This window comes from Bacillus sp. B1(2022), from assembly GCF_040259625.1.
Classification (GTDB): Bacteria; Bacillota; Bacilli; order Bacillales; family Bacillaceae; genus Bacillus; species Bacillus velezensis.
In genome coordinates this window covers 102,013-128,108 of record NZ_JANIFO010000008.1, presented here as the reverse complement: position 1 = coordinate 128,108, position 26,096 = coordinate 102,013, and the positions used below count along the sequence as shown (strand labels likewise).

At 44.0% G+C, this 26,096-nt stretch carries 35 protein-coding genes; all 35 read left to right on the top strand.

Features of this window, described 5'->3' with window-relative positions:
- The first annotated feature begins 23 nt into the window (after nt 1–23).
- The 35 genes from NQS30_RS14995 (at nt 24) to NQS30_RS14825 (ending at nt 26,090) form a co-directional block, all read left to right on the top strand.
- Nucleotides 24–326: a hypothetical protein gene (locus tag NQS30_RS14995; protein WP_218791262.1), complete on the top strand. Its 303-nt coding sequence runs from the start codon at nt 24–26 to the stop codon at nt 324–326.
- Entirely contained in the window at nt 326–865 is a 540-nt protein-coding gene (locus NQS30_RS14990) for a hypothetical protein (protein WP_218791261.1), read from the top strand. Before NQS30_RS14995 ends, NQS30_RS14990 begins: the two co-directional genes overlap by 1 nt.
- A complete protein-coding gene (locus tag NQS30_RS14985) occupies nt 828–2,492 on the top strand; it encodes a DEAD/DEAH box helicase (RefSeq protein ID WP_218791791.1) in 1,665 nt (554 codons plus the stop codon). Before NQS30_RS14990 ends, NQS30_RS14985 begins: the two co-directional genes overlap by 38 nt.
- A gap of 14 nt (nt 2,493–2,506) precedes the next feature.
- A complete protein-coding gene (locus tag NQS30_RS14980) occupies nt 2,507–2,773 on the top strand; it encodes a DNA-entry nuclease (RefSeq protein WP_218791792.1) in 267 nt (88 codons plus the stop codon).
- A gap of 52 nt (nt 2,774–2,825) precedes the next feature.
- Entirely contained in the window at nt 2,826–3,566 is a 741-nt protein-coding gene (locus tag NQS30_RS14975; RefSeq protein WP_218791793.1) for a hypothetical protein, read from the top strand.
- 22 nt (nt 3,567–3,588) lie between these two features.
- Nucleotides 3,589–6,681, top strand: coding sequence for a DNA primase small subunit domain-containing protein (locus tag NQS30_RS14970; protein ID WP_218791794.1), 3,093 nt, complete (start codon nt 3,589–3,591; stop codon nt 6,679–6,681).
- A gap of 26 nt (nt 6,682–6,707) precedes the next feature.
- Nucleotides 6,708–7,322, top strand: coding sequence for a hypothetical protein (locus tag NQS30_RS14965; protein ID WP_218791795.1), 615 nt, complete (start codon nt 6,708–6,710; stop codon nt 7,320–7,322).
- Between the two features lie 4 nt (nt 7,323–7,326).
- Nucleotides 7,327–8,007 (top strand): sigma-70 family RNA polymerase sigma factor, encoded by a 681-nt coding sequence (locus tag NQS30_RS14960; protein ID WP_218791796.1) that lies wholly within the window; start codon nt 7,327–7,329, stop codon nt 8,005–8,007.
- A 43-nt stretch (nt 8,008–8,050) separates the two neighbouring features.
- Complete coding sequence (locus NQS30_RS14955; protein WP_218791797.1) at nt 8,051–10,507, top strand: bifunctional 3'-5' exonuclease/DNA polymerase; 2,457 nt, start codon at nt 8,051–8,053, stop codon at nt 10,505–10,507.
- Nucleotides 10,504–10,833, top strand: a complete 330-nt coding sequence (locus tag NQS30_RS14950) for a MazG-like family protein (protein WP_232603432.1) — start codon at nt 10,504–10,506, stop codon at nt 10,831–10,833. Before NQS30_RS14955 ends, NQS30_RS14950 begins: the two co-directional genes overlap by 4 nt.
- Complete coding sequence (locus NQS30_RS14945; protein WP_232603431.1) at nt 10,830–11,081, top strand: hypothetical protein; 252 nt, start codon at nt 10,830–10,832, stop codon at nt 11,079–11,081. The genes NQS30_RS14950 and NQS30_RS14945 overlap by 4 nt, the downstream gene beginning before the upstream one ends.
- A complete protein-coding gene (locus tag NQS30_RS14940; protein WP_218791798.1) occupies nt 11,065–11,586 on the top strand; it encodes a hypothetical protein in 522 nt (173 codons plus the stop codon). Before NQS30_RS14945 ends, NQS30_RS14940 begins: the two co-directional genes overlap by 17 nt.
- Before the next feature lie 33 nt (nt 11,587–11,619).
- Nucleotides 11,620–12,363, top strand: a complete 744-nt coding sequence (locus tag NQS30_RS14935; protein WP_218791799.1) for a 3D domain-containing protein — start codon at nt 11,620–11,622, stop codon at nt 12,361–12,363.
- Nucleotides 12,364–12,534: 171 nt separating this feature from the next.
- Nucleotides 12,535–13,980, top strand: a complete 1,446-nt coding sequence (locus NQS30_RS14930) for a DNA cytosine methyltransferase (RefSeq protein ID WP_218791800.1) — start codon at nt 12,535–12,537, stop codon at nt 13,978–13,980.
- 12 nt (nt 13,981–13,992) lie between these two features.
- Nucleotides 13,993–14,883: a hypothetical protein gene (locus NQS30_RS14925; RefSeq protein WP_218791801.1), complete on the top strand. Its 891-nt coding sequence runs from the start codon at nt 13,993–13,995 to the stop codon at nt 14,881–14,883.
- 113 nt (nt 14,884–14,996) lie between these two features.
- Complete coding sequence (locus NQS30_RS14920) at nt 14,997–15,275, top strand: hypothetical protein (RefSeq protein WP_218791802.1); 279 nt, start codon at nt 14,997–14,999, stop codon at nt 15,273–15,275.
- Entirely contained in the window at nt 15,272–15,547 is a 276-nt protein-coding gene (locus NQS30_RS14915; protein ID WP_218791803.1) for a DUF5052 family protein, read from the top strand. Before NQS30_RS14920 ends, NQS30_RS14915 begins: the two co-directional genes overlap by 4 nt.
- A 12-nt stretch (nt 15,548–15,559) precedes the next feature.
- Nucleotides 15,560–16,018, top strand: coding sequence for a hypothetical protein (locus tag NQS30_RS14910; RefSeq protein WP_218791804.1), 459 nt, complete (start codon nt 15,560–15,562; stop codon nt 16,016–16,018).
- A 263-nt stretch (nt 16,019–16,281) separates the two neighbouring features.
- Nucleotides 16,282–16,491, top strand: a complete 210-nt coding sequence (locus tag NQS30_RS14905; RefSeq protein ID WP_218791805.1) for a hypothetical protein — start codon at nt 16,282–16,284, stop codon at nt 16,489–16,491.
- 3 nt (nt 16,492–16,494) lie between these two features.
- Nucleotides 16,495–16,695, top strand: coding sequence for a hypothetical protein (locus NQS30_RS14900; RefSeq protein WP_218791806.1), 201 nt, complete (start codon nt 16,495–16,497; stop codon nt 16,693–16,695).
- Entirely contained in the window at nt 16,695–16,946 is a 252-nt protein-coding gene (locus tag NQS30_RS14895; protein ID WP_218791807.1) for a hypothetical protein, read from the top strand. The genes NQS30_RS14900 and NQS30_RS14895 overlap by 1 nt, the downstream gene beginning before the upstream one ends.
- A gap of 360 nt (nt 16,947–17,306) precedes the next feature.
- Nucleotides 17,307–17,579 carry a hypothetical protein gene (locus NQS30_RS14890; protein WP_218791808.1) on the top strand — a complete coding sequence of 91 codons (273 nt, stop codon included), beginning with the start codon at nt 17,307–17,309 and terminating at the stop codon, nt 17,577–17,579.
- The gene (locus NQS30_RS14885; protein ID WP_218791809.1) at nt 17,579–17,998 is read left to right on the top strand and encodes a YopX family protein; all 420 of its coding nucleotides are present in this window, start codon (nt 17,579–17,581) and stop codon (nt 17,996–17,998) included. The genes NQS30_RS14890 and NQS30_RS14885 overlap by 1 nt, the downstream gene beginning before the upstream one ends.
- A complete protein-coding gene (locus NQS30_RS14880) occupies nt 17,995–18,267 on the top strand; it encodes a hypothetical protein (RefSeq protein ID WP_218791810.1) in 273 nt (90 codons plus the stop codon). Before NQS30_RS14885 ends, NQS30_RS14880 begins: the two co-directional genes overlap by 4 nt.
- Before the next feature lie 181 nt (nt 18,268–18,448).
- On the top strand, nt 18,449–18,700 hold the full coding sequence (locus NQS30_RS14875; RefSeq protein WP_232603430.1) for a hypothetical protein: 252 nt from the start codon (nt 18,449–18,451) through the stop codon (nt 18,698–18,700).
- Between the two features lie 4 nt (nt 18,701–18,704).
- A complete protein-coding gene (locus NQS30_RS14870) occupies nt 18,705–19,100 on the top strand; it encodes a hypothetical protein (RefSeq protein ID WP_218791811.1) in 396 nt (131 codons plus the stop codon).
- Nucleotides 19,097–19,537, top strand: a complete 441-nt coding sequence (locus tag NQS30_RS14865; protein WP_218791812.1) for a hypothetical protein — start codon at nt 19,097–19,099, stop codon at nt 19,535–19,537. The genes NQS30_RS14870 and NQS30_RS14865 overlap by 4 nt, the downstream gene beginning before the upstream one ends.
- A 129-nt stretch (nt 19,538–19,666) precedes the next feature.
- The gene (locus tag NQS30_RS14860) at nt 19,667–19,936 is read left to right on the top strand and encodes a hypothetical protein (protein ID WP_218791824.1); all 270 of its coding nucleotides are present in this window, start codon (nt 19,667–19,669) and stop codon (nt 19,934–19,936) included.
- Nucleotides 19,933–20,295: a YopX family protein gene (locus tag NQS30_RS14855; RefSeq protein ID WP_218791813.1), complete on the top strand. Its 363-nt coding sequence runs from the start codon at nt 19,933–19,935 to the stop codon at nt 20,293–20,295. Before NQS30_RS14860 ends, NQS30_RS14855 begins: the two co-directional genes overlap by 4 nt.
- Nucleotides 20,296–20,581: 286 nt before the next feature.
- Nucleotides 20,582–21,412: a poly-gamma-glutamate hydrolase family protein gene (locus NQS30_RS14850; RefSeq protein WP_218791814.1), complete on the top strand. Its 831-nt coding sequence runs from the start codon at nt 20,582–20,584 to the stop codon at nt 21,410–21,412.
- Nucleotides 21,409–23,175, top strand: coding sequence for a right-handed parallel beta-helix repeat-containing protein (locus NQS30_RS14845; protein ID WP_218791815.1), 1,767 nt, complete (start codon nt 21,409–21,411; stop codon nt 23,173–23,175). The genes NQS30_RS14850 and NQS30_RS14845 overlap by 4 nt, the downstream gene beginning before the upstream one ends.
- A gap of 3 nt (nt 23,176–23,178) precedes the next feature.
- Nucleotides 23,179–24,012, top strand: coding sequence for a thymidylate synthase (locus NQS30_RS14840; RefSeq protein ID WP_218791816.1), 834 nt, complete (start codon nt 23,179–23,181; stop codon nt 24,010–24,012).
- 55 nt (nt 24,013–24,067) lie between these two features.
- Entirely contained in the window at nt 24,068–24,529 is a 462-nt protein-coding gene (locus tag NQS30_RS14835; RefSeq protein ID WP_218791817.1) for a hypothetical protein, read from the top strand.
- The gene (locus NQS30_RS14830) at nt 24,526–24,909 is read left to right on the top strand and encodes a hypothetical protein (protein ID WP_218791818.1); all 384 of its coding nucleotides are present in this window, start codon (nt 24,526–24,528) and stop codon (nt 24,907–24,909) included. The genes NQS30_RS14835 and NQS30_RS14830 overlap by 4 nt, the downstream gene beginning before the upstream one ends.
- Before the next feature lie 581 nt (nt 24,910–25,490).
- Nucleotides 25,491–26,090 carry a terminase TerL endonuclease subunit gene (locus NQS30_RS14825; protein WP_218791819.1) on the top strand — a complete coding sequence of 200 codons (600 nt, stop codon included), beginning with the start codon at nt 25,491–25,493 and terminating at the stop codon, nt 26,088–26,090.
- The last annotated feature ends 6 nt before the right edge of the window (nt 26,091–26,096 follow it).

Here is a 26,096-nt window from a genome sequence, read left to right as displayed (position 1 = left end):
CAAAGACATTAGGAGGTTTTACTATGAGTGGAAAAGTTGTAGAACGGGCGCTAGTACAAGGATCGGTAATCTTCAGTGTAAGCTGTGATGATTTAATGGGACTTGTTCCTCCAGAAGTAGCAAGCGACGATCAAAAGCTGGAGGAATGGCTTGAGGATAAAGCATTTAAGATGATTGATACTGCGGACACTTCTGTAACGATAGACAACGATGTTCGTGTATCGCTATCTGAAGCCACTGCAGACGTTTGGACAAACGAAATCATCACAGACAGTCAATGGTCTAAATTCTTACAAGAATCGAAACAGAACAAAGGCGAAGTGTAATGGATCCCAAGCAACAAGCAATGCGCAATAAGCAAAGGGAGCGGCGGCAACGCGGCAATGATTTTGAAGCTGAAATAAAACGAAGTTGGCCTTTGGTGGAAAACGTTTGGCATATGAAACTAAAAGATGGGGGCGGCAGTACAAACGCCGCTGATCGGATAGTTTTAACCAATGAAGTAAACATACTAATTGAAATGAAAAGGACCAAGAGTAAGAGCTTTGAACTTGGATTTCTCAGACAAAATCAAATTAAAGGCCTGATTGATTTCGACCAGGTCATCGATCGAAACTTCGGTATAGTCACAGTCAGCTTCCATAATCCTGACATCGGTCTCGACGAAACATACGCATTTCGTCTCACTGAAGCGCTGAAGTTCATGCGCCACAACGACAGGCTCAATATTAGATTAACAGAGTTTCAATCTGAAACGCTCCCTGCTGTAAAAATACCAAGAATTAATACAGAGCAACCGCGGTATGACTTAAAGGAGTTGGTACAATTTGTTACAGATATTTATCAGTTGGAATATCAGAATTAAAGGTGCAACAACTCCGTTAAAAGCGGCAATTACGAAGGCACTCACGTATGAGAATCCTGCGTACGCGGCAGCCAAAAAGCGAAGGCGTCGGGTGTGGGGCGTTGATCCTAAAATCGAGCTGTACCTTTACGATCGCGGTGACTTGATTTGCCCGAGAGGTTTCGAAAAAGAGTTAAACGATATCCTGATTAATCACAATCAGGATCCTGAAAAAGTGATAGTCCGGAACACGCAGAAAGGCCGTGAGGTAGATTTTGGTCCATGGAATGATTCTTTTAAAGTGAGAGATTATCAGGCTCCTTTTGTAGAATCTCTGTTAAAAGGCAGCGGTGTCGGGATCGCGCCTGCCGGATCAGGTAAAACAATCATGGGGATGCGTACGATTTTCGAATACGGTCGTTCAACGCTCTGGCTGACGCATACAAAAGATCTAATGTATCAGACAGCAAAGAAAGCGGAATTAACGCTGAGAGGGGTCGGTCGAATAGGTTTCTTCGGAGATGGAAAACACGAGTGGGGAGACGGGAAACTGATTATTGCCACTGTTCAAACACTTGGAGCTAATCCACACTTGGTAGCTGCTTTGAACGACTTTATCGGAATGGTGATTATCGATGAAGCTCACCACTTCCCGGCAGTTCAGTTTATCGAAACAGTAGGGAAGTTCAAAGCGGACAAGCTGATAGGCGTAACAGCAACTCCTGAGAGAAAAGACGGGCTGCATTTTTACTTGTACCAAGGGGTAGGGCCGGAACTTCATCGAGTGGACCGCTCGACGCTTTATACACACGGAGAACTCATAAAACCGGATGTGAAGTTTGTTTTTACAGATTTTGATTACGAGACAGCTTCTCTACGTAATGAAAACAATAGCGTAGACGCGGGCGGCGAAGATCTTGATTATACAGATTTAATCAGGCATCTGATTGAAGACGAAGGACGGCTCGAACTGGTTGCAAAGTCTATCCTTGATAATGCGGCAAATAATCACAGTATCGTAATTACGGAAAGTGTTCGATACTGCTACATGATTAAAGAGAAGATCGAACAGCTGACCGCCTCTGGAAGCTGCCCGACAATGGCCGTGGTACACGGAGGGATCAGTCGTTATAAATGGGTAGCAAACCCGCCACCTGCACATTTGATTCTCGAAGAGAAAGCAACAAAGACAGGTTTTAAGTTTAAGGTTGAAGCTTACACGGAAGACGAATTTAAAAACTGGCAGGTCAGCAGCAAGGAAAGAAAAGAAATCTTGGAGGCTTGCAGTAAGAAAAAAATCGATATCTTATTTGCTACTCAGCTTGCTCGTGAAGGCTTAGATATGCCGCACCTTACAATTGGTCACATGGTTATGCCTAAGCGAGGAGACAAGCGAGGAGACGCTTCAGGATCTGCAGTTGAGCAGGAGATTGGGCGGATCATGCGACCAGACCTGAGTAACCCCGACAAACAAGCAACCTGGTTCGATTATGTAGACTATAAAGTCGGCGTATTTAAAGATCAGTACTACAGCCGTCGCCGAGTTTACACGCGCTTAGGATTAAAGGTTCCTAAAAAACCGAGAACAGAGCAACAACTGATTGAGGACTTTCTCGGTAGTTCTGCTATATTTGATCTTCCCATTTAAGGAGGTGGGTGACGATGGAGGCAGCCGTAACAGTTGCCGCTGAGACTTATGAGTATGACGTTTGTGGGAGAATGAAATACCATCCTGATTTTCATTTTAATCACGGGAAAAAGTTTTCAGAGTCTGATCTAGAATACCTTTGCAAGTATTATGATTCCGATCATGCTCAATCCATTGCTTTTGCGTTAGGTAAAACTGAACATGTTATAAAACAAAAAGTTTCCGATTTGCGAAAATCTGGTCGTTATGAGCACTTCAAAAACATGAACAAGCACTGGTGAACTATTATTCTCGTGTGTAAAAAAATTCAAAAAACGAAAGAGGTTAAGAACCATGACTGAACAAATGAACAATGAAAATGTACAAAACACAAATGAAGTAGCAGAAACAAAAAACCAATTAGCGGCGGTAAAAACCGGTAGCAATTACATCACTGCGATTTTAGAAGACATCCAAAACGGGTTTATTGAAGCAAACGCAGGTCTGGATATGGACTTTGTTCATATGGGAGACTGGCTCACGAAAGATTCAAAAGGAAATTTCGTTGAAAAAGACGATGAGTCTGTTTCCTACGGTGACACAATTGATATCGTTGTTGGCCAAGGTGAAAAACGTTATTCCCTTTGGGGCTTAGAAGGTAGCCCGGAAGATGGAGAGTTGATTGTCGCAGAAAAAGAATTGGCAGATGCACAGGAAAAACTCACATTATGGCTTGCGGAAAATCCTGACGCCGCTGATCGCTACGGACTTGAAGACATTAAACTTCGTTACATGGCCTTTGTAGTTCCAGTAGATACATTGAAGCCTGATGACTTCCCAAAAGTTTATCTCATGTCATTCTCGCCAACAGATACAATCCGATGGGGTCAGTTCGCATTTGGTGTCTACAAAGGAAAGTACAAAGCATTGAACATTCCGCGAGGTACTGGCGTTAACAAGATTGTAACGCGGCTGATTACGAAAGAATACAAGGGTGCTTCAGGTGGTCAGAAATTTATCGGCTTAGAGTTCCAGGCAGTCGGGCTGTTCAAACCTGAAGACTACGGCATTAATCCGGACGAGCAACAAGCGTAAGTATTGAAAGGGGCGTCACGTAATGGCAGCAAAGAAAGAACCAAAGCTCAAAGATTTTAAATATGTTGACGCCTGGCATATTGATCCGCACGGGAAAAACAACTCATGGATTCGAATGGAGTCAAAAGACGTTCTACGGTGGCAGCAGGAAGAAGCATTGAACTTTAACTGTTTCGCTACCGTACAGCGTTTTGCAAATTCGGAAAAAGTCGAGGGAGAGCCTTTCCTGGCTCCTCTCTACTTCGACTTAGACTATGATCGGGATCCCGCGGTCAGCCAGGCTGATGCCATAAAGTTGATTGAATTTTTTACCCAGGAGCTTGATGTCCGAGAAACTGACATTCATATTTATTTTTCAGGATCCAAAGGCTTTCATATTCTAATTGGATCACAGGCAGTCGGGATTAAACCGAGAGCGGACCTACACAAGATTTTTAAACATATTGCAGGGTATCTTGTTCACCGATTGGAACTCACTTCACTTGATTTAGTCGTATATACCAACAGGAGGCAGCTACGCCTACCGAACTCCATTCACGCGAAAACGAAACGATACAAAATCGAACTTAGTTTTGAAGAAATCAAGACTCTAACTTTAGAAGAAATTCAGGAATTAGCGGAAACCCCACGTAAAAGAGAAGACTTGCCATTTACAGCAGATGAACGTAACGGAGCCGCTGGCATCCGGGGGAAAACAAACCATTTTTACTCTGATAAAGTAACGGAATATGAACAGGCTGCTGCTACACAAAGCAAGCGATACGATAAAGAAGAATTTATTTTCAAGAAAGGCCGGCCGCCAGTGTGTGTTCAGGACATCTTGGAGAACGGTTGGAAAAAAGAAGGCGACAGAAACCAGGCGACTGTACAGCTCGCTTGTTACTATAAAGACGCTGGTCACACCAAGGAAGAAACAATGAAAGTCCTTGAGGAGTGGGTGCTGCGCTTTACGTCTGCGGATAGTAATTATCAGCAAAGGCAGCGTGTAGCGAATACCCGCAGTGTGATCGATAGCGTATTCAGCGAAGATAATGATTATAAATTTCACTGCTCCTTTATTCGCAGTTTACATGGCGAAAAGAAACCAGGCGAAAAAGATTATGACCGGGTGGCATGTGCGGGTGAACTTTGTCCATGTATCAAGAAGCACAAAGAGGAAGAGGTAACAGAGGTCATGCATCTGGCGGAGACCGGGAACGCGGATCATGCTGGTAAAGCCGTCAAAACGCATGTCATGGTTGCCGGCAAGAAACATACGCCGTATATCGTTCCTAAGAAAATCGAATATCATTGCTGGGGCCGAGATAACTGTAAGAAGACGCACTGCCCGCTTTACGATATTCCGAGCCACACGCTATACAAAGAGCTCGGCGTGCAGGATAGAGAACTGATTCAAATGACAAACATCGGTGACGACAACATTAAGGGTATCCTTCGAGACATTTCAGGAATTCCAAACTGCGCTAAATACAATTTAGAAGTTGAAGATAGTACAAACGTAGAAGAGTTGCTGGTCATTCCGATGGCTGAGGACGAATCAGACGGGCAGAAAGAAGATAATTCAGACGGGAAATACGTACTTCGTCGAGTGTATGCGATTGGCGGTCTCCCAGTCTCCGAAAATAAGTACTACGAGCTAACTGGATACGTGTATCCGCATCCGAAAAACCAAGAGAGTACTTTACTACTCAGAGATGCTAAACCTCTTCAAGACGTCGTAGAAAGCTTTTCAATGACAGACGAGGTTAAGGAGGACTTTAAATCTTTTACTCCACAGGATTATACGGGAAAAGGGATTGAAGAAAAAGTCGCCGCTCTATGTGCCGATCTTACATACAATGTGACACACATCGTAGAGCGGGACGAGACACTTCTAGGTGTACTCCTTACAATGCATAGCGTTCTTCGATTTAAGGTTCCGTGGGATCTAAATCCAATCCGCGGCTGGGTAGAATTAAAAGTCGTGGGCGATACAGGAACGGGAAAAAGCGCGTTGATCGAAAAAACAATGAAATACGCAGGCCTTGGTACTCGAGTCAACGCGGAGAGCACGAGCCGAACAGGGCTAACCTATAAGATGGAGCAGTCAGGATCAGGTGGTGCCTGGTACATTGTCTGGGGTGCGTGGCCTTTAGCAGACAAAGAAATGATCTGGATTGATGAAGCAACAGGAATTACCAAAGACGATTACGGGGAAATGACGCTTGCCCGCTCCGACGGAAAACTGGAAGTCAAACGAGCTGTAACAGCCGAAACACCGTGCCGCGTACGCGCTATTATGTCGGGAAACGTACCTAGAGGCCGCCGGCTTGCCGATTATGCACAAGGTGTTGAAGCATTAAAAGATATTTTCAATAACGAGGATATTCGCCGCTTTGACTTTGCCATTTTTATGAGGTCGACAGATGTAGATTCTGAGCTTTATAACCAAGAATTAGGAACCTATCCTAATATGATCAGCAGTCGTGCGTTAAAGAATAATATTCTATACGCGTGGTCTCGGAAACCGGATGATGTGTTATTCGCAGAAGGAACAATCGAAAAAATGCTTTCCGTTTCGACTGAGCTAAGTAAGGTATACGGGAATGCAACAGACGTACCACTGGTAAGCCCATCTGATCAGAGAAACAAGATTGCGAGATTGTCGGTAGCATTGGCCGCTCTAACCCACAGTGTTGACGAGTCAGGCGAGCGTATCCAGGTCTGGCCGGGGCATGTAGAGTTTATTGAGCGGTATTTAAAGGCTCTTTACAATAGCCCGGGTTGCGGCTTGAACTATTATTCTAAACTCGCAATACGTGAAGAAGAAATGACGGAAGCTCGCTACAACAGAATAACCGGCGATCTAAAGAAGATCGACACGCTGAAAAATGAATTTAAATTTTTTGAGTTAATTAAGCTGTTCGCACAGCAAAAAGCACTGCGTCTGAATGACATTGAAGCGATGCTATCAATCGATCGTGAGGAAGTCAAAGAAATTATAAACACGTTAACTCGCATGCGGATGACAATCAGTACATCAGGCGGCTTCCGAAAAACGCCGCGGTTTAATGCTTATATAGCGTACTGCATGCAGATCGGACTATTTGATCAAATGGACGATGACGACTATTAAAAAGAACGGAGAGGAGTGGAAGCAGGTTGGCTGATAAATTAACTGTTGAGTCTTATCAGGAATTAAAAATCAAGGGACACACGGAAACGGATATCGCGAAACACTTCGGGGTATCGTACCAGACACTTCATAAGTGGAAAAAGAAGAATTTAAAGGGCAAGCCAGTGAAAAAAGACATTCCTCTTGAAGAAACTAAGAAGACAACAGAACTCTTGAGGTCTTCAAAACTAAATCTAGAGAGTGACAATTCGTTAAAGGATCAGTTAAAAAAAGCAAAAGACGACATTGCGGCATTAGAACAGAGGCTGAAAAAGGAGCAAGAGGAACAGCAGCGTCTTCAGGCTCAATGCTCAGATCTGGATAGACGTCGGAACGTACTTCGGGAAACAGCGGAGAACCTGAAAAAGGAAAAAGCAGAAAATGAAAAGCGCCTTAATGAATTGAGAATTGAAAATAGTCAGTTCAAGCAGGAGATCGAAAAGCTCAAGAAAGCGTCAAAAACATCGGGAACATTGAAAGCTGATTCACTGGCCGCTTTAGGCGTTTATAAAAGAGCAACGTTGCAGTTATTAAAAGAGCAAGTCGATAGCGGTGATGCAGTAGCAGAACTGTTGCACGAATTGCTCCAAAAGGAGGAGTAACATTGTGGAAAAGTTGATTAACGGCCGCATGATGACGCGTGATGAGGCTGTGATGAGTAATATGCCTCTTGTTGCAAAAATTGCTAAAAACAAAGCGTCCCAATTACGTTTTACAAGTTTAGAAATTTCGGATTTAGTAAGTGCGGGAAGTGTTGGTCTTATGAAAGCTTACGACTCTTATGATTCGAAACAAGGTGCGAAATTTTCACATTACGCGTATATACAGATCGAAAGTGAGATTAATTTTGAAATTACAAAAAACGGATATAACTCAGTTTATTTTCCAATTTGGTTAAAAAGACTTGCGCGAAAAATTGCCGCTAACAAGTGGACCGAGCTATCGTGCGAAGACTTAGCTGAACGTCTGAATGAAACGATTGAAAACGTTCAGTTTGCGAAAGCATGCTTAGCTGCACAGCGAAGTTATGTGAGCTTTGAAGGAGAAAGAAATCTCTCAGACATTTTGGGCTATACACAGGAATCAGAGTTGATCATAAGAGACTTCATATCGAGACTGGAGAAAGTCGATCAAGAAATTCTAACGATGAAACTCCAAGGGGTGAAACATACGGTTATAGCAAAACATGTGGGATGTACCGCAAATAATATCAAACACAGGTTAAACAAAATTAGAGAAAAATATTATGCGTATACGAACGGGCATCATGTAAGTGTTCCTGTATAACTGGTGTGTAGAAAATTTCAAAATATAAATAGGGTGTGAAATCATGAGACTCGGAAGTTTGTTCGGGACACCGAAAACTTTAGCATCTAATGTCAAAAAGAAACCTGCTGAGCCGGCACAGCCGCATAATAACGTTGCTAATGTTCTAAAGGAAAAGCCTAAGCCGGGCGAGTTTCGAATTGTTTGGCCGAAATTAGAACCGCAAAAGGTGAAGGATTACAAAGCAATTCTGACTCTGAAAGACCTGGAAGCATATCTGAACCGCTGTCTTGAGACGGGGTACGCATCTTTTGACTGGGAGACAGCGGCAGACGAGGAAACACGAAACTGGTTCTTCAGCCTTTCTGAAGAGGAGAAAGAGCAGCATAGAAAAGAATATCTTCGATCACCTTTGGATCCATGGAAAGGTGAAATTTGTACACTGTCGATCGCAGCAGCACCACATGAAACACGTGTTATTCCTATCAGCCACAAGAAAGGCCGTAACTTTGAAGGACATTTAACGAGAGACAAGGCTCGCCAGCTGGTCATGGACACACTCGAAAAGATGATTTTTACAAACAATAAGGTCTTAAAGATCGCGGTAAATCTATCGTTCGAAACGAAATTCGCAGCGAAGTACGGAAAATATATTCTCGGCCCAGTCGCTGACCCCCTCATGATGTGGGTAAGATGCCTGCAGGTAGCCGCTCCACAAAAGATCATTGATCCTAAAAAGCCGAATAGCGGTTGGGGTCTGAAGCCGGCCACGAAAAAAGTTTTCGGCGTAAACATGAACGAGTTCACAGAGCTTCTGAAAAAGAACGATGCGGACTTTTTCGACGAGATTCCGGCAGATTCGGGTGAGGGGTTGCTATATTCGGCCGAGGATAGCGATTACGGTCTTCAGCATTACCTTTACTGGAATGAGATTGCGAAACAAATCCCGCGTTATGAAGAATGGCTGCACAACATAGAAATGCCTTTCCAAAGAGCGATCGGAATTATGGAGTATTGGGGCATGAAGTGGGATGCTGATCAAGCGGATGTAAAACGTCAGGAAGCGGAACTAATGCAGGAACAGGCCGCTGCTAACATCAAAAAAATTGCCTTCGACGCATTAGGGCTTAATGTCGACACGGGAGCGTCAGGAAAAACCAAAGAGGTAAAGAGTGTCATTTTCGACCATTTCAAGCTTCCAGCAGCAAAGTGGTCCGAAAAAACCGGAGCGGCAAGCCTTGATCTAGAGGCACTTATTGATATGATCTTCATGCTTGAAAACAATCTGGAAGCGATTAGTGAGGAAAAATATTTGGCGGTTCCGCTACCCGAAGGATGGGAGAACATTGACCCCGACGCTTCGTACGGGCAGCCCGGTTTTAACGGTGAGATCACAAAAGATGAACGATATGCGATCCGAATTAAAAAGCGGCAACCGCATCCGTACAAAGAACAGGGCATCGCGCTACTTCGTGAGCTAATGAAAATCCAAAAGTATTCCACGCTGCTCTCCAGTCATATAAAAGGTCGCGAGAAACATGTGAACCGTCGGAGCGGCCGAATACATGCAGGATATAGCACTTTTACTGAGACGGGACGTTGTAACAGTTTTAATCCTAACGGCCAAAACGTTCCACGGTTAGATAACGATGAGTTCGGAATAAGAAATTTTCACGTCCCGGATAAAGGGAAAGTTTACTTCCTAATCGATTTCTCAGGATTTGAGCTGCGTTTAATGGCTTGGAAATCCGGAGACGAGGTCATGATTGATCTATTTTCTAATAACGGGGACATGCACAAAAGGACAGCGTCTGTGATGACCGGGAAACCGGAAAGCGAAATTGTGAAAAAAGAGCGTTCTGACGCAAAGGCAGGCAATTTCGGTATTGCATATGGCGGGACAGAGCACGCACTGCAAAAGACCTTTAAAACGAAATATTTTGTCCGAAAAACCCTTGATGAATGTGCAAATATCGTAAACGCTGTAAAAAAAGCATACAAGCGAATACCGGAATATCAAAGAAAAATTGTATTGGAGTCCCGCGAAAAAGGCTACGTGCAAACAATATACGGATACATTCGCCTTCTTCCCGGAATTAACAGCGCCAACAGGTATGACCGCTCCAGTGCTGAACGTCGAGCGGCCAATACGCCGATTCAGGGTAGTGCTGCTGACATTATGAAAAAGTGTCAAAACGCTGTATATGAAAAGATCGGGAGAGACACCTACAATTCAAGACTGGCTGAAGTCACCGACAAAGACACAAACCAATTCGAGAGCCCCGTTTTATTTATTCACGGCCATGTTGACATGATTGCTCAGATACATGATGAAATGATTTTCGAAATAGATGACGATCCTGTCCTTATTGAAAATGTAAAGGACTGGGTTCAAGGGGTTATGCAAGAGCCGCCGCTTCCAAATTTTCCGGTTCCTGTAGTAGCTGATCCATCAGTCGGTTACCGCTGGGGAGAGAAAAAAGATTACGCAGATTGGGAGAAAGAGAGGCTGACTGTATGAGTGTTCGAAAAGATTTAGAGAATTTAAGTCAAAAGGTCCCGAACACCGTTTCACGCCCTACAAAATTAATGCTTCTTGTAAATGATGAAGTGCTGATTGAGCGAACAAAACAAAATGAGAAATGGGGTATCCAGCGGCACAGTTACGGCGACTGGCTAATGATTTTAGGTGAGGAGTTCGGGGAAGTGTGCGAAGCAATGCAGCGGAATAAAGCCTGGGGCAAGAAAACAGATGCTGTTGATCTTCATAAGGAATTAATTCAATTGGCGGCAGTTGCTTCCGCTATTGCTGAGCATGTCATTGATGAAAGAGAGTTGACAACATGATTAAAGCGAAAATTAAGTATCGTAAAAAACCAAGCCGTCGTGTAGGATACATTGCTCGAAGACCGGTAGATCACTGTCCTGAACGATATAACCCTTTGGTGTTATTTTGGAGCGTTAATGGATACCGGAAAGATTACGAGCAAGTGTTAAAACAGTCGGCACGATCCACCCGCTTGCCGCCGTATGAACAATTATTGTTTGATCATACCTTCAGGAAATGGAGAGAGACAGATGAATCAAAGTTTTAACATGGACAAGCCGCCTGCTGACTGGGATTTATTTTTGGCCGAGGCTACTGACACTTTCGTTAGTAAGGACATTGACTACGACAGCCGCTTCATGAGGGGCATGATTGATTTAGACGCAAAAACCTTGTGGGCCTGGGAAGTGGATAAGAAACTGGATCGGATCAGAACTTGGGCAAAGCGCGGGGAGCTCCAGGTAAAAGGCGAGGGCGTTACAAACTCCGTTGTAGATCTGTTTAATTACACGGTGCAGTATTTCTATTTCTCGAACACGTATCGAGGTGAACCAGGTAAAGAGTCATTCATAACGCTTTGGAAGAACAACAGGGAAAGGCTTTTTTATAAAACAGCTTATAATTACTCAATTGAAGAATGGCTGCAGTTTTTAGTTAGTTCGGGCCGGATTTCCGAGAATGAAGATTTGCTTCTTCTTACGCTCAGAATTTACATGGGTGATCGTATTGTCGTTAGGGACTATAAGAAAACAATCAGATCAATTTTGTCTTAGCCGTGTGTCACAATATTTAAAAGATAAAAGGATGTGTTACCTATCTCTGTTTTGATAACCTGCTCTTTAATTTTTACATTGGGGGTGCTGGCTCATGGCGAAAAGCAAAGCGAACAACCGCAAGAAAGGATATCAGAGGAGACAACAAGACAGGCAGCTCGAGCGGGAAAAGCGCCAATTATGCAAAGCGAAGAAGAAAAACGAACAGAAGATCATTGTAAAAGGCTTACGGAAAGAAAACAACCTGCATCAATCTTGCCAAGACTTAGCCGACCAGCTTCACGAATCGAGGCAAAACGAGGCTTTGTTGAGAAAGTACCTGAAAACAGAAGAACAAAAGAACGAAAAGCTTCAACTTCAGATCGAAAAGCTCGCAAAGAAAAACAAATATTTGAAAAACAGCCTATTGGTTCACAGAATGCAACTAACAGCAGCACTTCTGGCGGTGATCGTTCTAATGATATCGGCGTTTTTAAGATAACAGCTTACACAGCTGGAGTAGAAAGCACCGGGAAGCAGCCGGGTGATGAGGGTTATGGAATTACAGCCGACGGTTCTATGGTGCAAGAGGGCATCACAGTGGCAGCGGATCCTGCTGTCATACCGTTAGGAACTGTCGTTTATATAGATGGAATCGGCAAGCGGACAGTACAGGACACAGGCGGCGGAGTTAAGGGGAATCACCTAGACATTTACATAAACAACTTGGATCAGGCCTTGGCGTTTGGCGTACAGAAAGCCGCTGTACATGTCATTTCTTGGGGAGGTAATCAATGACGAGTGTAAGACGTAATGACAAATATAGAATGCTGATGTCTATAGGCATCGCCTATGTACCAAAATCAGAAGCTAAAGAATTCAGGAACCTCCTCAAAATACAGAATGTTAAGAACTATAAAGAAAAAACCATCGGCGAGATTGTAAAGTTCGAGCGGTAGGGGGCAAGTCATGATCAGTAAAACGAAAGAAATCATTGTTGACAATTTCGCCGGAGGCGGCGGAGCCAGTACAGGTATTGAATTGGCTACTGGTGTCTCGGTAGATATCGCTATTAATCACGATCCTGACGCTATTGCTATGCACATGGTAAATCATCCCGATACAAAACATTATTGTGAATCTGTTTGGGATGTGGACCCTCGAGAAGCGGCTGCTGGCAGGCCCATAGGTCTAGCGTGGTTCAGCCCCGACTGTAAGCACTTCTCCAAGGCGAAGGGTGGAAAACCAGTAGAGAAGAAAATACGCGGTCTAGCTTGGGTAGCTGTGAGATGGGCAGCTACAGTGAGGCCGAGGGTTATCATGATGGAGAACGTAGAAGAGTTTCAGACGTGGGGCCCTCTCCGAAAAGACGGCCGACCGGATCCCGTGCAGAAAGGTCGTACATTCCGATCGTTTGTGAATGCGTTAAAGGTCCACGGATACAGTGTGGAGTGGAAAGAGCTTAGAGCCTGTGATTACGGTGCACCGACAATACGAAAAAGGTTGTTCTTAATAGCTCGATGTGACGGTAGGCCTATCATTTGGCCTGAACCGACACACGGAGATCCGGAAAGCGTGGCTGTTAAGACTGGGAAGCTGAAACCTTGGAAGACAGCTGCAGATATTATGGATTGGACGCTCGAAACAAAATCAATTTTCAACAGAAAAAAGCCTTTATCTGAAAATACAATGCGGCGCATTGCCCGCGGCATCCAGCGTTTTGTTTTGAATAATCCTGATCCATTTATCATTAAAGTCAATCATTCTGGTGATTTTTTTAGAGGACAGAAACTTGATAAGCCCTTACAGACTGTAACAGCGAAAAATGGTTGGGGCGTAGTAGACCCAGTGTTAATTCAAATGGGTTATGGTGACCCGGAAGGCCGGCGCGTGCTTGACCTAAAAAAGCCGCTCGGCACTATAACTGCACGCGGCAATAAATTCGCCATTGCCACAAGTCACTTAATCAAGTTGCGAGGCACATGCAAGGACGGTCAAGCGGTAACGAACCCGATGCCTACCATAACGGCGGGCGGCCTGCATGTCGGTGAGGTTCGAGCTTTCTTAACGAAATATTATGGATCAGATATCGGCCAGGCCCTCGATATCCCGTTGCATACAGTCACCACGAAAGACAGGTTCGGGCTAATCACGATTAAAGGCGAAAACTATCAAATCGCAGACATTGGAATGCGAATGCTTCAGCCTCATGAACTATTCGCCGCTCAAGGGTTTCCAGCGGGTTATGTGATCGATAGAGATGCGAACGGTGTGAAATATTCAAAAGCGAAACAGGTTGCGCGTTGCGGTAATGCTGTCCCGCCGCCCTTTGCCGAACAGCTTGTTCGTGCAAACTTACCCGAACTTTGCGGACAGGACGTACCGATTTTTAGAGATAGTAAACAAGCAAACTAGGAGGTTGATTTTATGAATTTACCAGAGAAATTAGTAATCAACGGCATGCCATATAAAGTTCTGCAGGTGGAAGGATTTATCGAAGAGGATCACAAAAGCGGCGTACAGTTGGGAGACATAAATCCATGGAAACAGCAAATACAAGTTTCGAAAGAAGCTGAGGGTGAGTACGCCGCGAAAGTCCTTTTACACGAAGCAATTCACGGAATCCTGAGCGAATACGGACTCGACCGGATAAACAACGAAAGAACGGTAAGCGTGTTGACTGCTGGGTTTTACGACTTTATAAAAGCAAATGATCTTAATTTTATACGCAAAGATTCAGGGGTTAAGCCTAACAAAAATCAATTTAAAGCAAAGCGCATTGCTCTTCTTGAAGGGAATGAACTGGTTTTACCGTTAATTGCAAGTCACAAAGATCCCGAGAAAAAGATTTTAAATTCGTACCAGCAAACAGAAGAGAAACCAGTATCAGCTACAGAAGCGACAAAGCGATTCCGTGCCATGCAGCAGGAAGAGAGCCGATCACGACAATTGCCGCTCCTTGGCTCCGAATCAACCGGCTTTTCGATCGCCGAGAGGCTTCAAGGTTCGTTTCTACAAACAGAGCAGGAGACTGCGGTACAAGAAACAGAGGAAATGAGTGAGAATCAGGAACCTGAACACTGGAAAACTGGAATCAAGAAAGATAACGGAGAAAAATACTACAAAACGTACTATATCTGTCCAAACTGCGGTGACCGTAGTCGCAGGTATGTACTTTCGGAAAATGAGTACGTAAAGTGCCATGAATGCGATACAAAAATTAAGAAGATAGAGGCGACGGCTAAAGGTTTCCCTGATCGTGATGCTTTCGGTAACTTTTTCAATGCATTTGATTTATATGAGGACGGTGCCGAATGAGATCCGAGACATGCCTCCTTATCGGCATCATTTCAAGCTCTGTTGCGCTTATCCTGTCTATCATTGCGTTAATTATGTCTCTAAATTAAAAACATTCAATGGAGGGCTTCTTTATGAAAAAGACCGAACTTGTACAGGCATTCGAAAAAGCAACGGAATTGGGTGTCTCTTATATAGGAATTCGAGTCAGAATGAAAGGTTATCCGGATGACGAATTGATTATAAACCCGCTGTCGAATTTCTCAATGAAACTTGAATACTATCAGAAGGTTTATGATGACGATCTTCAGCACAAATTTTCTCCAGATGTCCGAATCATAGATGCTGCTTACGGCAATAGCCTCGCGTTCATCGAAGAAGCCATTAAGCATAAAGGAGAGAACGCCCAATGAAAAAACGTATCACGTTAATAATTACCGCTGTTTTATTACTTTGTGGTTTAGTTGGCTGCGAAACTTGGGATCGTCTCATGAAGGATACGAGTTCCAGTGTCAATGGGTTGAAACGTACAGCTGTCGTATATGATCAAAACGGAAATGCCATCAAGACATACAAAGGAAAGTTCGACGTTGAGATCAATGAGTACGGGAATAAAGTGAAGTTCGATATAGACGGAAAGCGTGTCATGATTAACAACGCTGTTGTAATTGTGGAAGAGGACTGAAGGAGGTAGACGATGGAAACTAAGGACGCTTTTCTGAAGAAATTAACAATGGACTATCCGATTGACCTTGAAGATGCCAGTGCAATTTTTGAAGCCGCGGGTAAGGATCGCAACTATGCAAATAGAGCGGCCGCTCTTACATTGTACGGAATAAACGCTGATAATGTCATTTACTTTCTGAAGGGACAATCTGAGATATTCCGAGATGCTGCTGTTCCTGAAGAACTCTTCCGCGCTTATCAATGCAGCTGGACAAGCCGGGACTTTCGAGAAATCCAGGAGCAGTATGCGACCATTTCTTCAATTATCGACTCACGTGGCATAGAAGCCGCGTTGCTTGATCCGGATAAGGCGATCGTTACCCCTGAAATGACCGACGATCCTGCATTAAAAACCGCAATAAAGGCTGCACAGCACACCTTTCGTAAGATTCAAGCCATTTTGAATCCTTACCGGGAAGAAAAAAAGTAGAGGAGTCGTTGCTATGACGGTTATTCTCGTGATTATAGCGTTAATCGCGCTTGCCGAGTATCCTCCCGAGGTTGCTCTATTCTGGGCTGTCTTATCCGCAGGGAGCATGGTTAGTGAAGCTATTGGAGACACAAAGGACAAGAATCATGGGTTAAAGGCTGCTCCAAAAACTCGAAGACCACCAAAGCCGCCTAGTCAAAATTAAAATGGGTAAGATTTTCTTGTACAGACAGTAGTGATTTAAATCGAAAGGACGTTAGATTATGAAAAAATACACAGACATCGAGCTTGAAATGATGAAAGAAGGAATAAAGAAGGAATTACCTGCAATGGTGATTCTCATCCCAGAAGTGTCACAGGTCGCTATCCGGTTTTATGACGAATTTAAAAGTAGCAACAAAGTCAATGAAAAAGACGTTGTTTCCTTAGCAGTCAAAATGACCGCAACCTTTCTTGGTATGGATGGCCGTTAACCCTTGAAAGGCAGCGAGGCATTGCTCCGGGCGATCGCCGCGGAAGGTGGTACGATCGCCGCGGTTCGCCTAGATGAATGGATGAAGATGCTGCAAGGATCCGGGTTAGTCAAAGCTTCAATGAATCAAGACGATAACCTTTTCTACTGGGAACTTACAGATAAAGCAAATGCTTTTCTTAAAAAGAAGGGAGCGGTTAAATAATGGATTGGTACAAACTAGCGTTTTGCATACTGCTGGCCGGCCTGTTTGCGGCGAGTGTATACCTGGAATACAGAAATAAAAAGAAAATGCAAAAGGCTCTACAATTGATCAATGAGGTTAGTGAATCTTATTCCAGCCGTTTAGAGACCCTGGATGAAATTATTAAGGATTACACAGAAGCTTATCAAAAAATGAAGAAACTTGAGAAGGAGTCGACGCTTCAGCAACAAACTGGGACGTTTCTGCAATGATTTATATAGTTATCGGAATTATTAGCCTGCTTTTGGCCGTGTATTGTTGGATGTCTGTAACGGAGCGGAACATTAGGAAATGGGAGGATGATCGCTGATGAGACATCTCTACAAAGTAGGGGACTACATCTTCCTTACACACTTTAAGAAAGTAGTACAGCTTAAAAAGGACCACATGGTTCGCACAGCTTATGATGCAAAGGCCTCTGTCCGCCCCGCTACAGAGAAAGAAATCAAGAAATATCAGCGGAAAAGGAGAGAAACACAATGTTGAAATTGACCGCTGGGGAAAACATTCAAAGAGCCAAGCGAGATAGTGGAAGTCACACAGGCGTCCAAACAATTGAAGGGGGAAGAACAATGAAATTCTACGAAATCCATGATCCATATTACGCGCTTATTAAAGCAACAGACAAGGCAGATGCCGAAAAAGTTTACATCGAGAGCGTCGCCGACACGGACGATTACGAAAATTTTCAAGAGGAAGAAATCCGAGAAGTAGAACGAGACTATGCGCTTGTTATGTTTTCTCAAATACAAGATCATGACGGCACTTGCGCGGGCTATGACTTTATTTCGAAAGCGTTCAATGACCCTGATTTCAAACTTCTTAAAATGGACGGTTCGCTCTGATGAACACAGCATACAGAGTTTGGGACGGCGGGAAAATGCATTATTGGGATGATAAATATTTAAGCCTAGTAATTGAAGGTGGTGTATGTTGGACTTTATGGCGTTATGGTAATAAAGGATATTTAGTCGCACATTACGCTGATGATAAATGCGCCTTTATGCAAGGCACTGACCAATTTCAAACGAGTGGAAAACTCAAACGAATTTATGCAAGGGACATCGTGCAGCAGGAGGAAACAGCGCCCGGCGGTTTGTATGACCCGGAGCCATTCATAGGAGAAGTGAAAATGATTGACGGCTCATGGTGCATCGTCAACGAGAAAAAAGGAGAGTGCCGGCCGTTGTTTTCTGAGACGGCGACAAATAAAGTCATCGGCGACGTTTACCAAAATCCTGAGTTATTGGAGGGCGCGGGATGACTACCAAAAAAGTTAAAAAAGTAACAGTCGAAATTACAGCAGAAAAGGGAATTGTCCGCCTGTTCAGCGCAGATGGGGAAGAAATCAACAGATCAGAGACCTTCCATTCTTCCCCCGGAGGGACTACAACATCTTTTGACAAGGGTGATTTTGAGACGATGGATGACGAAGTGCTTTCGGAAGAACTGTGGTTTGCGATAGAACAAAACTTTTTTGTATACCATGTACTCAAAGCTTTACACATCGACGCTCAGGAGGGCGCGGAGTGAAATTTGCATTTAGAGTATTGATGCTTGTCATAATGTCGGCCGTTGCCGATTCCATAGGAATAATTCTGGCGTATTATTTCGACAATCCGAGTTTGCGATTAAATTGTGTGTCAGTTACTTCGGCGATCAGTGGGTACTTGGTTCGTGGGTGGTGGCCGCCGGAAGAGAAGAAGGACGCGGAATGAGTCTTGAAGAAAAGTTTAAGCTGATGTCTGAAAAAACAGCTCTACAACGGGGTAACTCAGAATTGAAGTACGAAAACGAAAAATTACAAGAAAGATGTATCGAACTGGAAACACGCAATGAGGATTTAGCACGGACTATTAAGAAGCAAAACAAAATGATCCGAGGGCAAAACTGGCGAATTCTGTTTTTCGCCCTCTCTTGGGTCGTATATGGCGCTGTGAGTGCTATGGAATATTTCTGGGGGTGACGGAATGATTGAATTTACAAGGCCTATACCTATTAAGAAAACATGTACACTGCATTCGTTCAAAAAAGCAGTAAGATCAGTGTCGTTCACTGATGACACCAACCATACCACAACCATTACTCTGTGTGAGATATGCCTAAATGAATTGCGATTCAAAGCGGGGGTTGAATTTGAAAAATTCACCAATGAAGGAAATCATCCCGAAGATGTTCCCGAACCTTCACAACCTGACAAAAAAGAATTTGAAATCGGTGATTATGCCTATCTGACATTGTTACGTCGCACCTTCAGAATAGAGACGTCTGTGGATGTGGAAGCCGCTAACACAACGAAGCTCATCCGTCCCGCTACTGAAGAAGAAATCATTGAATACAAAAAGAAACTGGGGGAAGAAGCATGAAAAAACTATTCAAATCAATCATTCTATCAGCGGCATTACTTACGGGAGCGGCGGCCGTTGCACCGTCAGCTTACGCCGCATGGTCGCCGTGGGGAAATTATAAAGGCGGCAAGATGCGGGTATACACGGACGCGACGACGTATACAGCGAAAGCTACCACCATCGACTATAAAATCCAAAAGAAAGGCAGCAAGAAATATTATTACAAAGCGATCCTGTACAAGTGGACGGATTCTGGATTGATCCACACGGGACAATATAGTTCCGGATCATTCACAGGCTCAACGCCGCTCAAAAGCTTTAGTGTGACATCTGCCCGGAGAAACACCGGAAATGGAACATACATCGTCAAATGTAACATGTATACTAAATCAAATTGGACTGGATTCGTCGGAAGTCCAACAAGTAACTGGTTTTTTATCACATACAACATGTAGGAGGCAAAAAGAGAGTGGAAGAATCAATCAATGATATTCACTGTGCTCTAAATTCCGTGTGTAACGAGTTTTATTATATGAAAAATATAAAAACAAAGCAGGGGAATCCCCTGCTGAGGGGGCATTGGCATGGTAAACAGATATAACTGGTCCGAAAAATTATACCTTGAAACATTGAAAGAGCAGAAAGCCGTTATTGAGGAAAATGAGCGCCAACAGGAAATTGCTGTCGATCAATTCCGGCAGGCTCAGGAAGAGATTCAACGGCTGCAGGCGGAGAACAGCAATTTAAGGAGGTTGCTTGCTACTTTCAGCGATGAAGAGAACGACCCTTTCGGAGTAGTAAAGCGGGCGTTAAACAGCCAGCTTCCTGCGGCATGGGAGGGTGATGCGGAATGAATATCATCAAAATCCGGTATGCATTCCGCCATAAAAAGACCAATGAAATTGCCTTGCATTATTACACCTTGAGCGAAATTGAATTTTTCGGAGAGACAATCTACTCAGATAAAGAAGGTTACGAGTTGATCAGTCGGGATGTGTGGACGGGCAAAAAGCTTATGGGAAAAGAAGTATATGCCGGAGATATTATCTGTTATAAATCACACGGCAGAGTGTTTAATCTAGTCGTTAAATGGTCAGACGAGGATGCCGGATTTTATGCGGGTGGAATACGCTGGGATTTTGTTCAAATGTATGGTGAATTAATCGGCAACGTGCATCAGAATCCTGAATGGCTAGGTAGTGGAACGAAATGAGTTTAAAAAAAGAAGAATTGCATGGATACCACTGCGATGACTGTGATGAATGGACGTTTATTAAAAATCTCAAGTATCCGGCAAGTGTCCATTGCGCATACTGCGGTGTTCAGGGTTTTGCGATAACATCTGAAGGTTTGAAAAAACTCACGGCTGAATGAAAGAAGGCATTGAAAGGAGGTGGTGAATTATGTAAAACATGTAGGACGAAATTTAACACGCGAAATGTTCCGACGGCAGTTACGTCAGAGAAGAAGTTAAAAATTAAAAATGGAGAGTGGTATGTGTGGTTCAAAACAAAAACAGAATAGTGGCACCCTCAAAAAAGGTTAAGGGGGCAGAGAAGGGGAGCTTTGGCGGGCCATCCCTTCTCTACCAAGCACTTCGCAGAGGCGCGAAGCTATATAAGTATAGCATGCTCCTACTTATTTTTTCAATGGTGTTTACCGGATTCGGTATTACATCAGGTGGAAACGACGCATTAGCTGCGGACAAGTACCGAAATTTTGAGGACTTGCGGGCAAATGAGGATCCTGGTAATTACAGCATTTTCACTAAGGATCTCGAGACTCCAGCCTTAATTCTTGCTCCTCATGGTGGTGGTATTGAGGGCGGCACAAGTGAGCTAGCAAGGGAGCTCAGCGGATCGTACTCTACTTATCTCTTTGAGGCGCTAAAAGTACCGGGTGCTTCCGACCTGCATATTACAAGCACCCACTTCGACGAACCTCAAGCGCTGGATATGCTGGGCAGGCACGATCTGACTATCTCGCTTCACGGCTATGCTTCAAGCGAAAAGCATACATTAGTAGGCGGAACGGACCGAGAGTTGGCCGCGAAAATGACAGATGCTCTTAACAGCGGAGGCTTCTCTGCAGAGTTGCTGGCGAGCAATGCACCGTTAGCCGGTACCAACCCGAATAACATTGCAAACAGAAACCGTACAGGGAAAAGTATTCAGCTTGAGATAAGTACAGGCCAGCGGCGATCGATGTTTGACAAATTTTCTATAACCGGACGAGCTGGTTCGAAAAATGCGGAGTTCTATCAATTTACCAATCTCATCGCGAAATTCGTTGATGAAAACGTAAATGAAATGGCGGGTGACCGTCGATGACCAATCCGGTGAATCAGTTGCAATACTCGCTCTCTATCGTTCCTGAAGACTGGGGGATAAATTCGAATGGTGAAAATCCAACAGAAACTACCCAGGGTTTCAATGACGCCGTTCAATATGCGGCGCAGCAGTCATTAAGTCATGTTTACATTCCTAAAGGTGACTATTTGATCGATGCCGTAAGCAAGTTCGGACGGCTTCCGGAGTTTGGCGGCGGGATTCGCGTACCGTCTAACATAGAAATTGAAATGCACCCGGAGGCGCGGTTTCATGTCCTTCCTAATAGCTCGCAGGGTTATTCATGCTTTTATGTAGGACAGGCTGAGAATGTCAAAATAAGCGGCGGGAAAATCATCGGCGATCGGGAACTGCACGATTATACGGTTCCAGAGGGGAGTTTGAAAAAGACGCATGAATGGGGTTTCGGGATCCATATTCACGGCAGCCGAAATGTATTAATCGAACATGTTCATATTTCTGATTGTATAGGGGATAACATTTGGATCGCTGCCGATGGCATGATGAACTGGTCGGGTACCTATACGCCGGCCAAAAGCGTAACGGTGAAGAAATGTGTTTTAACCAGGGGCCGCAGAAACAATTTAGCGACGAACGGATGTGAAGGGTTGCTTGTGGAAGATAACGACATTGAGGAAGCGGGCGGGGCCGAGATAGGCCCGCAGCTCGGCATCGATCTTGAAGGCTACGGGGATAAAGGCGTTAAATATGATCACCCGTATGAGCTTAGAATTGTAGGGAACAGGTTTAGGCACAATGGACGGGGGGCATTCCGAGCCCACACGAGCGGAAAAGTGATTGTTGAAGGTAATTTTAGCGATGATGTTTTTTCTTACGGTTACAGTACAGACGTGCTCATCAAAGATAACCACATCATAAATGAGAGCGGGAGATTGAAAGATTACGGTATTGACTCTATAGGCGTTTCAAGTACGGAGACAGGCAACCGCGTGAACATTTCCGGAAATACCATCCGCGGTTTCAGAACCGGTATTTGCGCCAGAGGTAAAGGAGTCATTGTCACCGAAAACACGTTGGAGGAAATCACATCAGTAGCAATTCATGCGTACCAGTGTGAAGACGTTCTTATAACGGGTAATCGTATTGACGGTAACTGTATTCATTTTCAGGTGCAGCTAGGTCTCGACGTAACGATTAGTAATAATAAAAGTAAAGGATCCACAGATAAATATACCATTAAGCTAATGGATTCTGACACTGTTTCACTTAGTAACAACAAAACAAAAGGATATGGAGGCCTGTACTGTGAGCGGTCTACAGGAGTCCAAGCCATGAGGAATGATTTCACACTAACCGCTTCCGGTTACGGGGTTTTCTGGGAGAAGCAAAGTGAGGTTCATTTAGAAGGTAACATCATAAGAAACGCGCAAAATACTGCAATCCTTGGGTATGCGGACCGCTACATTAGTTTCATTCGAGATAACCGAATCATTGACTGTAAGGCGATTATCGCACTTCACCTTATAGGCGGCCGAGCTCATTCTATTTTCGGAAATACCCTGTTGTTCAATAGGACAAAGGATCAGGGTTATGGAGTGTACTTAGACGGTACAGACGCAACGCGGTTAATTCAAAATGAGATCCATTCCGTGAGTGACAAGAAACTGACATATTCGTTTTACACAGAAAAAGCTAACAACTCTGAGCTAATTTACAACACGTATAGCTGCGGTGTAGTTAAAACGGCCGAGAATGACTTATTAATTGAATACACTAGGAGGTAACGCATGGCGGATCAACAGTACTTCGATTTATGTGAAACAGTAAAACAATCTGGTGTAGTAAAAGATGATCGAACAGGCACCGGGGCTATATCGTATTTTGGGTATCAAATGCGGTTTAACCTTCAGGAAGGTTTCCCGCTGCTTACGACGAAAAAGTTGCATTTTAAATCAATCGCACACGAATTGCTGTGGTTTCTTCGGGGTGATACAAACACGAAATATCTTACGGAAAACGGAGTCCGCATCTGGAACGAATGGGCGGATGAAAACGGAGAACTCGGACCAGTTTACGGCAAGCAATGGCGTAGCTCGGAAAGCCTAGAAATAAAAAATTCACAAGGGCTGAAGATTGTAGATGGGAATTCTATTGATCAAATCAAGAACGTAATCAATCAGATACGGACAAACCCGGACAGCCGCCGGCATATCGTCAACGCGTGGAACATTGGAGATCTTGAGAAAATGGCGTTGCCTCCTTGTCATTTGCTGTTTCAGTTTTATGTATCGTATGGGCAGCTGTCTTGTCAGTTGTACCAGCGGTCGGCCGATATTTTTCTAGGCGTTCCATTTAACATTGCGTCATATGCGTTACTTACTCATATGATCGCACACGTTACCGGGCTGCAGGTAGGAGAGTTTATTCATACGATTGGTGACGCTCATATCTATCTGAACCATTTGGAACAGATCGAACTGCAAATGAAAAGAGAGCCGCGACTGTTACCACGACTGGATATCAATCGTACTGTGACGGATATCGACGACTTTAGATTTGAAGATTTCGAAATTCTTGGATACGATCCGCATCCTCATATCAGCGGGAAAGTATCAGTTTAATTAAATAAAGGCGGGTTGCGATATGCGGCCCGCTTCCCTGAGAGGTGCTGTATTAGTGAAAACGATAAAACTGGGTAGGGAGTTTTTTGCGGAACTACCGATTGTACAAGGCCCGATAACTGCGCCTTCTGATAAATCAAAGTGGCGTACGGCGTATGTTGTAGGACGCACTGTCAAAGAAGCTAAAGCGATGTGGAAGAGGGTGAAAGCAAGATATCCAGAATGTAAGAATCCTTGCTTTGTCTCACGTAACGCTTACTTGCTGGACGCTATAAATCCGGAACTCGTATCGTTGTTTTTGCTGCCGGGTTATGAAGGAAACCCGATCGTGGATAATCCGACGTTTCGGTGGGTAATCGATAATGCATACGAAGTGACCTACGTTGAGGGCGTACAGACTCGCATGGACGGATTGATTACCTCTGAAGAGCTACGAGGAACTAATGCTCAGCTCAAACGCGATAAGCTTACAACATATCATACAGGTTTAGATCAAGAGAGGGGCCCGGACGAATGAAGATAAACATAAGAAGGATCGAGCGTTTGGAAGTTGAGAACGTCTATAACGGGGACTGCTTATTGACATCGTTTGCTTTCGGTATGAAAGTCGAAGCTATTATCGAATTCGATTCCGGAAATCGTTCGGAAGTTGATTTCGAGTTTCCTAAAGCTACTGATTTCTCATTCGCTGAAGCTGAGCGAATGATACGGAAGGAGTTATCGGATGAATCGGACAACAGTGAGGGCCCGGTAAGCATAGCAGAAGCTGCCGCGAATCTAGCCGAAGCAGCACAACCTGGAGACATTGACACAAGCAGGCTTAAAACAGGACTAGCAGAAGGATTGAAAAAATATGTCGGCGCATTAGAGGCCGCTGCACGAAAGGGGAAACACTAAATGCGAGCGATATGCAAAACCACGTCTGGAGAAACAATCGCCCTAACAGGTGCCGCGGTAAAAATTCTGCGTGAACATATAACTCAAGGTTCCGAAAATAAAATTAGCCCTGCGATCCCGCTAGGGTGGATCACAATTGGAAATACCGCTGTGAACTTCGCAAATGTAGAAACAGTGTTTTTCGAAGAAGGTGAGCGGGATGAAAGGGTTTGACATAAGAGGGCGGATTCAATTAAACGACTGCACGTACTTAACGATAGAAGCAAGTGATAGTGTAATCGAACAGCTGAGACGACACTTCGAAGATCCTGATCTTAGTTTTGATGAAGTTGAAAAGATTTGTTATCGCTTTTACCGAGTGCAGCGTGATTACCCCGAAGAGAATCTTTACGGGAGTAATGGTCTAATAGTGCCAAGAGATCCTGTATTATCATTGGAGGACCGTTACAAACCGGGATTCTTGTATAGACCGGACCTACCTGAAAGCCTTTATTTACGCTTAGACAGCGACGGTGTTTACGCTCACTCTTTTGGCGCATTATCTTGGTGAAAAACAGTTGATGGACTGGAGACGATAAAAAATGACAGACAAGCGCATATTCATCGAGCAAGTAATTGGCGGCTTTTATCATGCAAATACAAACGACTTTACAAGCGCGGTAATCGAGATTTTAAAATCTGACGGGAGTGTAGACGTATTTCACCGCTCCTGGATTACTTCGGAAGCTTTATATAATCATACAGACTTAGTCCGTGATGACATACGGGAGTTATACCGTAAAGGTACCTTTGAGCTGGTACATTCTAAATACTTAGACTATACATTCGTGTCTGACTGGTTCGTGGAATACAAAGAGAAAATCCCAATTGGCGCGATTGGTTACGATCCTTATAACGGAACTGCGCTTGCTAATCACTTAGAAGATCTTGGATTCAATACGATTCCGATACGGCAAGCAGCATTAACTTTAAATAAACCTACCGAGCATCTGATCCGAATTGAATCAGCAGGAAAAATAACATTTGATAACATGATGCGCTGGTATTTCTCGAATGTTGAAATAAAGAGCGATAAAAATACAAATCATTTTCCCGGTAAAAAGAAGCGAACGTGTAGCATCGCTGGGTTTAATGCCTTAATAAACGCACATGCCGCGTCCCTCTTCCGGGTAACGGTTTAACGAGAG

Excerpts from the sequence above, each read along its gene's own strand:
- NQS30_RS14995 (WP_218791262.1), top strand. The coding sequence starts at position 24 with ATGAGTGGAAAAGTTGTAGAACGGGCGCTAGTACAAGGATCGGTAATC.
- NQS30_RS14990 (WP_218791261.1), top strand. The coding sequence starts at position 326 with ATGGATCCCAAGCAACAAGCAATGCGCAATAAGCAAAGGGAGCGGCGG.
- NQS30_RS14980 (WP_218791792.1), top strand. The coding sequence starts at position 2,507 with ATGGAGGCAGCCGTAACAGTTGCCGCTGAGACTTATGAGTATGACGTT.
- NQS30_RS14975 (WP_218791793.1), top strand. The coding sequence starts at position 2,826 with ATGACTGAACAAATGAACAATGAAAATGTACAAAACACAAATGAAGTA.
- NQS30_RS14970 (WP_218791794.1), top strand. The coding sequence starts at position 3,589 with ATGGCAGCAAAGAAAGAACCAAAGCTCAAAGATTTTAAATATGTTGAC.
- NQS30_RS14955 (WP_218791797.1), top strand. The coding sequence starts at position 8,051 with ATGAGACTCGGAAGTTTGTTCGGGACACCGAAAACTTTAGCATCTAAT.
- NQS30_RS14950 (WP_232603432.1), top strand. The coding sequence starts at position 10,504 with ATGAGTGTTCGAAAAGATTTAGAGAATTTAAGTCAAAAGGTCCCGAAC.
- NQS30_RS14945 (WP_232603431.1), top strand. The coding sequence starts at position 10,830 with ATGATTAAAGCGAAAATTAAGTATCGTAAAAAACCAAGCCGTCGTGTA.
- NQS30_RS14940 (WP_218791798.1), top strand. The coding sequence starts at position 11,065 with ATGAATCAAAGTTTTAACATGGACAAGCCGCCTGCTGACTGGGATTTA.
- NQS30_RS14930 (WP_218791800.1), top strand. The coding sequence starts at position 12,535 with ATGATCAGTAAAACGAAAGAAATCATTGTTGACAATTTCGCCGGAGGC.
- NQS30_RS14925 (WP_218791801.1), top strand. The coding sequence starts at position 13,993 with ATGAATTTACCAGAGAAATTAGTAATCAACGGCATGCCATATAAAGTT.
- NQS30_RS14920 (WP_218791802.1), top strand. The coding sequence starts at position 14,997 with ATGAAAAAGACCGAACTTGTACAGGCATTCGAAAAAGCAACGGAATTG.
- NQS30_RS14915 (WP_218791803.1), top strand. The coding sequence starts at position 15,272 with ATGAAAAAACGTATCACGTTAATAATTACCGCTGTTTTATTACTTTGT.
- NQS30_RS14910 (WP_218791804.1), top strand. The coding sequence starts at position 15,560 with ATGGAAACTAAGGACGCTTTTCTGAAGAAATTAACAATGGACTATCCG.
- NQS30_RS14905 (WP_218791805.1), top strand. The coding sequence starts at position 16,282 with ATGAAAAAATACACAGACATCGAGCTTGAAATGATGAAAGAAGGAATA.
- NQS30_RS14895 (WP_218791807.1), top strand. The coding sequence starts at position 16,695 with ATGGATTGGTACAAACTAGCGTTTTGCATACTGCTGGCCGGCCTGTTT.
- NQS30_RS14890 (WP_218791808.1), top strand. The coding sequence starts at position 17,307 with ATGAAATTCTACGAAATCCATGATCCATATTACGCGCTTATTAAAGCA.
- NQS30_RS14885 (WP_218791809.1), top strand. The coding sequence starts at position 17,579 with ATGAACACAGCATACAGAGTTTGGGACGGCGGGAAAATGCATTATTGG.
- NQS30_RS14880 (WP_218791810.1), top strand. The coding sequence starts at position 17,995 with ATGACTACCAAAAAAGTTAAAAAAGTAACAGTCGAAATTACAGCAGAA.
- NQS30_RS14875 (WP_232603430.1), top strand. The coding sequence starts at position 18,449 with ATGAGTCTTGAAGAAAAGTTTAAGCTGATGTCTGAAAAAACAGCTCTA.
- NQS30_RS14870 (WP_218791811.1), top strand. The coding sequence starts at position 18,705 with ATGATTGAATTTACAAGGCCTATACCTATTAAGAAAACATGTACACTG.
- NQS30_RS14865 (WP_218791812.1), top strand. The coding sequence starts at position 19,097 with ATGAAAAAACTATTCAAATCAATCATTCTATCAGCGGCATTACTTACG.
- NQS30_RS14860 (WP_218791824.1), top strand. The coding sequence starts at position 19,667 with ATGGTAAACAGATATAACTGGTCCGAAAAATTATACCTTGAAACATTG.
- NQS30_RS14855 (WP_218791813.1), top strand. The coding sequence starts at position 19,933 with ATGAATATCATCAAAATCCGGTATGCATTCCGCCATAAAAAGACCAAT.
- NQS30_RS14845 (WP_218791815.1), top strand. The coding sequence starts at position 21,409 with ATGACCAATCCGGTGAATCAGTTGCAATACTCGCTCTCTATCGTTCCT.
- NQS30_RS14840 (WP_218791816.1), top strand. The coding sequence starts at position 23,179 with ATGGCGGATCAACAGTACTTCGATTTATGTGAAACAGTAAAACAATCT.
- NQS30_RS14830 (WP_218791818.1), top strand. The coding sequence starts at position 24,526 with ATGAAGATAAACATAAGAAGGATCGAGCGTTTGGAAGTTGAGAACGTC.
- NQS30_RS14825 (WP_218791819.1), top strand. The coding sequence starts at position 25,491 with ATGACAGACAAGCGCATATTCATCGAGCAAGTAATTGGCGGCTTTTAT.